The sequence below is a fragment of the Paratractidigestivibacter sp. genome (assembly GCF_052362415.1).
In the GTDB taxonomy this organism is placed as follows: Bacteria; Actinomycetota; Coriobacteriia; order Coriobacteriales; family Atopobiaceae; genus Paratractidigestivibacter.
Genome location: NZ_DAWEMK010000103.1, coordinates 1 through 6,585 on the forward strand (window position 1 = coordinate 1; position 6,585 = coordinate 6,585).

6 protein-coding genes are annotated in these 6,585 nt (G+C 65.2%); 4 read left to right on the plus strand and 2 right to left on the minus strand.

The features are described from left to right. The 4 genes from ACT84W_RS08900 to ACT84W_RS08915 form a co-directional block, all read left to right on the plus strand. On the plus strand, positions 1-808 hold an 808-nt coding region (locus ACT84W_RS08900; RefSeq protein ID WP_444328956.1), incomplete at its 5' end, for a ParB/RepB/Spo0J family partition protein. A gap of 211 nt (positions 809-1,019) precedes the next feature. Next, positions 1,020-1,466 carry a CopG family transcriptional regulator gene (locus tag ACT84W_RS08905; protein ID WP_073293300.1) on the plus strand — a complete coding sequence of 149 codons (447 nt, stop codon included), beginning with the start codon at positions 1,020-1,022 and terminating at the stop codon, positions 1,464-1,466. After that, positions 1,454-2,725: a relaxase/mobilization nuclease domain-containing protein gene (locus tag ACT84W_RS08910; RefSeq protein WP_073293302.1), complete on the plus strand. Its 1,272-nt coding sequence runs from the start codon at positions 1,454-1,456 to the stop codon at positions 2,723-2,725. The genes ACT84W_RS08905 and ACT84W_RS08910 overlap by 13 nt, the downstream gene beginning before the upstream one ends. Beyond that, positions 2,722-3,276, plus strand: coding sequence for a hypothetical protein (locus ACT84W_RS08915; protein WP_169277777.1), 555 nt, complete (start codon positions 2,722-2,724; stop codon positions 3,274-3,276). Before ACT84W_RS08910 ends, ACT84W_RS08915 begins: the two co-directional genes overlap by 4 nt. Before the next feature lie 113 nt (positions 3,277-3,389). Here ACT84W_RS08915 and ACT84W_RS08920 read toward each other — a convergent pair whose 3' ends face one another. Continuing rightward, complete coding sequence (locus ACT84W_RS08920) at positions 3,390-4,271, minus strand: SHOCT domain-containing protein (protein WP_444328957.1); 882 nt, start codon at positions 4,269-4,271, stop codon at positions 3,390-3,392. 130 nt (positions 4,272-4,401) lie between these two features. Continuing rightward, entirely contained in the window at positions 4,402-6,339 is a 1,938-nt protein-coding gene (locus tag ACT84W_RS08925; protein ID WP_444328958.1) for a hypothetical protein, read from the minus strand. Positions 6,340-6,585: the final 246 nt, after the last annotated feature.

Sequence of the window (6,585 nt, forward strand, 5' to 3'; positions counted from 1 at the left end):
TGCTGGGATAGCTGAGCTCGCCGAGTCCATACGCGAGGACGGCCTCACCGACCTGCCGCTCGTGCGAAAGGTCGGCGACGGCTCGTGGCAGATGGTCTCCGGGCATCGGCGCAAGGCCGCCTACGCGCTGCTCGCGAAGGACGACCCCGCTTACGAGAGGATGCCCTGCCGCGTGATAGAGGGCATCGACGACGAGCGGGCGGTGACGCTGCTCCACGCAGCGAACTACTTCACCCGCGCGCTCACCGTGACCGAGCGCGCCGCCGCGACCGAGGCGCTCAGGGGCGACGCCGTGCGCCTGCGCTCCGAGGACCCCTCGCTCTCCGGCATGCGCGTCGACGACGTGAAGGCCGCCATCATCGAGCGGCAGACGGGCCGCAAGGTCTCCGGCAAGACCATTGCGCGTGAGGAGAGGCTGGCCCGCCGGATTGCCGAGGACCTCTCGCCCGAGTGGGCCGCCGAGGCCGATCGCGGCAACCTCAGCGCCGAGGCGGTGCGCTCGCTCGCGGGCATGCCGAAGGAGCGCCAGGCGGAGATGCACGCCGCAATGGAGCCCTGGCGGCGCACCAAGCGGGAGCTCTCCGACTACGTGAGGAGCGAGAGCAAAACGCAGGCCGGCCCCGACGGGCGCATCTCCAAGGCAGCGAGGCTCGTCGCCGATTTCCTCGAGAGCCCGCCCGAGAGCCCGAGCGCGGCCGACCTCTCGCTGCTGCGTGAAATGGCGCTCATGACCGCGCCGTACGCGGAGGCGGGCACCGATGCCCGAAAGCGTCGCAGAAGGGCCTCAGGCCCGAAATCCAGCAAGTAGCCTATGGCGTCCGACACTTCGGTCGGGCGTCCATAGCACTTGGGGACCGGGCGGCCTCGGACCCGTCATGCCGCGGGCCGTTTAAGAGCCCGCTTTCGCGAGGCCCGGTCCCAGAGGCGGCGCCCGAGCCGGGCCGCCGCCTGCGGGGGATCCCCCGCGCCCCTAGAGAAACGCGCCCGCCGCACGGCGGGCCCGAGGAAAGGAATCCGCCATGAAAGAGGAAGCCGACGCCGCCAAAGGCAAGGAGCGTCGAGTCACGTTCCGCATGGAGGGAAGCGACTACGACGCGCTTTGCGAGCGGTGCGAGCGCGCCGGCCTCAGCAAGTCGGAGTACCTGCGCTACCTCGTTCGCATACCGCTGTCGACGGATGCCAACGCGGGAGACGAGCACCGCATACTCGTGGACCGCAGGGCCCTTTGGTCGATGTCTCGGGAGCTCACGAAGTGGGGCTACCACTACAACCAGGCAGTGCACGCGATGAACCTCATCAACTTCCACGCCCGCCACGGGCACGTCGACCGGGACCTCGTCGCGGAGAGCATCCCAACGATCGAGCACGAGCTCGCCGACGTGAACGGCGCGGCCCGCGAGATGGCGGCCGAGCTCGGGCGCATCGGCGCCGACTCGCTCGTGGAGGGCTCGCCATGCCGATCCTGAAGCCGATAAGCGGCCACGGCTCGACGGGTGGCATCCGCCGCTACCTCGAGAAGGGAGGCCGCGCCCTGGCGCGAGACCTGTTCAACCTGAGCTACGACGAGCGCGACGCCGGCGCTCTGGGAGAAGCCGCCAAGGAGGCCTGCGCCTGGGACGCCGAGATGGACGCCACGCGCGCCGCGTTCGGCACGGACGCCTCATGGAGGGGCAAGCCCGCGCGCACGTTCAAGCACTTCGTGCTCTCGCCGGACCCCGGTGACGACATCGACCTGGCCGCTCTGCGGGAGCTCGCGTGCTCGTGGGCGCTCAAGCACTTCGGCGACCACGAGATCGCCATCGTCTACCACGACGACAACGCCCGCGGCATACCGCACGCGCACATCGTCGTGAACAACGCGAACCTCCGTACCGGCTACCGCATGCAGACCCAGCACCCGGAGGACCTCAACCGAGACCTGCAGGACATGGCGCGAGCGCGCGGGCTGTCCGGGCTCTCCAACGACAGGTCGCCCGTATCGCCCTCGAGGGCACGCGGGCGGGCCGGCGCGGGCGGGCCCAGGAGCCGCAGGAACGTCTACCTTGGAAGGGCCGAGAAGGAGATCATGCGCTCGGGCGGCTACTCGTGGGTCGGCGACATCCGCGCCCGCGTCGCACTCGCCAAGACCACGGCGCGCGACGAGGCGGAGTTCCTCGGCATCCTCGACGCCCTGGGCGTGCACGTCGCCGACAACTCGGCCAAGGCGCGGCGGGACGACTGGGTGTTCAGCCTTGTCGAGGAGCCGTCCAAGAGGGTTAGCGGCGAGCGTCTTGGGTTCGTCTACGGCAAGGAGATGCTCCGCCGGCGCTTCGAGCGCGAGGGCGCCTACCGTCCCACGGACGCGAGCACCGCGCGCATTCGCGAGGCCGCTGAGCGCGCCCTCGAGCTCAACGACCTCTCGGAGCTGAGCAAGCTCTCCTCGGCGCTCGAGACCTGTGCGAAGTTCGACGTCGAGTCCATCGAGGAGTTCGGGCTCAGGATGGCGACGCTGGAGCGCCGCGGCCAGGCGGGCGGCGAGGGGTACCGCCGCCTCGAGGCTGCGCGCGATTACATGGCGATGAACGGGCTCATGCCGCTCAAGACCCGCTACGGGGACGATCGCGGGCGCGGCGCTGCCGAAGGAAACTCTCGCGACGGCCGTCGCGAGGACGAGCAACAGCGAATCCTCGCCGCCGAGCGGCAGCGGGCTCAGCAGGACCAGCGCAGGGAGAGGGGCCGGAGATGATGGTGAGGATAGAGTATGAGGGCGGCAGGACGACGCTGTTCGACACGCTCTCGTTCACGGAGGGGTCGCCGTTCTCCGGCGCGAACATGCTCACGGAGTTCGAGCTCGAGATGCGCGAGGAGCCCGAGAAGGGGCTCTGGCTCACGGCGAACTGGCACCAGGTGCGCGACGACTGGCGTGCCGACGCGCCCGCGGACGGCATCCCGGCCGCGCGCAGGTCCCGCGGGTGGCGCTTCATGCTGGCCTCGGAGGCGGAGCTTGGGCGCGCCCGCCGCGTCCTGCTCGACGGCGACGAGGCGTTCGCCCGGGTGCGGGGCTACCTGTGCGACGCGGCTGCAATTTGCGCTTGCTACCGCGAGCACGTGGGCCCTCCCTCAAAACCGCTGAAATCGCAGATAAGGGACCTGCAGCGCGCGCTGGGGAGGGCGGAGGTCCCGGGCGTGCCAGACGAGCTGGCGAGGCTGCTCGCGCAAGAGAAGGAAGAGGGCGCCGAGGAGGGCGCCCGCAAGGTAAAGGAAGATTGGGGTGACGTCGATGAAGAGGCTTGGTAGGTTCCTCATGGCGGCGCTAAAGGTCACGCTGGGCTTTTTCGTCTGGCTGTTCCGCGCCGTGTTCAAGTGGGTGATGTGAAACACGCTTGCGTAGCGGAATTGCCGGCAACGACTCACAAACCGAGAAGCTGTTTCTTCTTCGCGGCGTAATCCTCATTTGTTATGGCGCCTGCGTCGAGAAGCTGTTTCCATTTTAGTAGCTCATCTGGCGCAGATAAAGCATCGGCCTGACGCGAGGGGCTGTTCGCCGTGCGCATGGATTCCTCTTGCTCTTCCGCTTCAGCCGCCTTGTCATCGAGTTTGCTTTCGATGAATCGAGCTATCTCTATGGCGGCTTGCTTCCTGTTCTCCCCTGGATCGAAAGAGAAGACTATTTTTTTCTGCTTTCTGGATACCGCTGTCGTGAAAAGGAGAAAACCGAGGTTCTCCTCTCCTTCTGGGATGTAGAACTCAAAATCGTCAACGTCTTTGTATCGAACCGTTTGCTCGCCAAAGGGGACGTCGAATTGCGGAAGCACAGGCAGGTCGTCTATTGTTGGCCGATTCGACTTCGATATCACTTCGCCGGCTATTTCCGCTCCAGCGCGCATGGCTATTTTCCCTAACGATCCGCCACTCGAGAAAGCTCCCAGAGCTATTTTTGCAAGATTGGCGGCATCAAAAGCGTCGACGTTATCGTCTTCGTCGATTGAAAGGCCGCGTCGCCCGCTCGCTATCAACCCCAATTGCTTGCGGGCGTCGCTTGGATCGAAATCATCTTCAGTGACGATAATGACCGACTCGTCTTTGACGACTAGCCCTTGATCGTTGCCGCCATCAAAGATCTTAAAGAGACCGGGAATTATCAAGCCGTCAAAGTAGGATCCCAGCTTAGTAATAGCATCTGAAGGAAAACCAGCGGAAACGGCTCGAGCAAGCGTCTTCTCTCGCTGCTCGTGAACCTCTTCGTTCGTCGAGTATATTTTGTTCTTCCACGTTGGAGCGGGTATCTTCATGGAGCACTTTTTGCAAAGGGTCAAAGCCCCGTAATGTTCTGGGAGGATGCTGTTGCCTTTACACGAGTCGCATATGGCCATTATCTCTTCTCCTGCTTCTTTTTAGTGGTTGAATCATTCCTGTAAGACCTCAAAGCAACCGCTTGGCCCGTTCATCGTAGATCTTGTCGAGCTCCGATTGCACGTACTCCTCTTTGAGCCTCGCGACGAAACGAGCATCCGAGAACAGTCGGTAGACGAGCACCGCCGCGCCTCCGAGGTCGAGGCACTTGGGGTTCTTCGTGATCGATGCCTGCACGACGCTGCTCGAGGTCGCGATGGTGTCGGAGATGAGGATGATCTTCTTGGTGCGCGCCTGGTACATCTCGGTGCAGTAGTCCGACCCGTCGTCCTTGAATATCAGCGAGCAGCCGTGGAGCGCCGCTATCAGCCAGTTGATGAGCACCGTCATGCCCGCCTGCATGCCGACTTTCAATACGTCGCCAGTGCTGACGTATTTGGTGAGGGCCTCGGTGTGCGCCTTGTCGAGAACGAGGTTGGCGAACGGGACCTGTATCCCGCACGGCGTGTAGAGGTCCGTGCCGATGTGGATCAGCTGCTTGACCAGGGCCGCTGCGGCGGCATCCGGCTCGCTCACGACGCGCCTTCCCGCCGCGACCAGCATCTCCACGGTCCCGGCGGGCGCCCCGATCAGCGGGTTCTTCCCGAAGGCGTCGTAGGAGACCGAGTAGGTCGCGGGGATCCGCGCGCCGATCCCGAAGACGTTGGCGTCCTTAACGCAGGTGATGCTGTTGGTCATGATGTTTGAGGTCCCGAACACGAGGCCGAGCACCGGGTCGTGGCCGAGGGTCGCGAACCGGTGGTTCGCCCCCTTGAACACCTTGAAGTTCTCAGCCTCGTAGCGCGTCGCGTCGTACGGCACGCCTCGCGAGGAGAGGATGTGGCTCTTGGAGGCGAACAGGCGGCCCGATTCCGCCGGATCCCCATCGCCGAAGCCGGAGAAAACGCGGTCCTGGAAGCTGTGCAGGGCGTCCTCCTTGGCGTTGCCCGCTCCCGCCCGCTCGACCTCCGTCAGGGAGTTGATGACGAGCACGCGGGCGACCTGGAGCATGGTCGCGGCGACGACGAAGGCCGCGTCGGCGTCCTGCAGCCTCGTCCGCTCCTTGAACTCGCGGTCAATGCGCTCGAGATTCTCGCCGTACTCGCGGACGGACTTCTCGACCGCCTGCTCGGCCCAGCCCTCGTCAACGGCCACGCATGCAGCCCTCGCCGCCATGTAGTCGGCGAAGAGCCTGCAGGCGTGCTCCTCTTCCTCCGTCACCTGACCGTCCGAGGCCGCGGCGACCTGCAGCTGCTCGGCGATGGAGCCCAGCGACACGATGTTCACGTTGTCTAGGCAGTCCTTGACCCGGTCGAAGGACAGGTCCTCGTCGTCCGCGATCGCCTGCACCCTCGCCTTCACGTCGTCCGGGAGGCCGCCGTCCAGCTTGAGGTAGTCGAGGCCGTCCTCGAGCCACTCCCGCTCCTCTTGGGAGAAGTCGCCGTCGCAGCGCATCAGGAAGCAGAGCGTCGCCACGTAGGCGTAGATGAAGTTGTGCCGCTTCTCGCCCGCAAGGTAGGCCCCCTGCTTGATGCCGTCACGGAACCCCTTGATGCGTGCCTTGCGGAGTCGCGCGGAGAACGAGTTCTCCTTGATGGCGTTGATGCCGCCCTCGACGGTCGACGCAGCGCCGGACGCAAGGGACGACGCTCCCTGGGCCAAACCCATTGCGGCGCCGACGGCGATTCCGCCCACCGCGTTCGCAGCCCCTGCGATCGCCTTGCCCGCATCGGACGACGCGATCTGCTCGCCGGCGCTCGACACGCCTTCCGCAGCCGAGCACATGGCGCTTCCGACGGCTTCGGATGCCGAGGCGGCCGTATCGACGATGGCGTTCCCCGCGTTCTCGGCCGCATTCGCGACGCCCTTGGCGGCGGACTCGACGGTCGCCGATGCGCCTTTTGCCATCTCTCCTGCGGCGTGGGCAGCTTGGGACAGAGCTTCCCCGAGATCGAACTTGAGCGCCATTCTGTATCTCCTGACGTAAACGAACCTTATGTAAGGCGCTCGTGCGCAACCGATGCAACACGGCACACACGACGCGTCTCACTCGCTCTTCATTATCCCACTATGCGCAAGCCCCTCGTCCGACCATCGGAGCGAGGGGCTTGATCGTTCTGTTCGGTTGCGATTTCGTTTTTCGGCAGCTAGTCCCGGTCGTCATCGCCGGCTGCGCAGCAGGCGTAGGCCGTGAGCGTGAGGAGCCCCATGAGG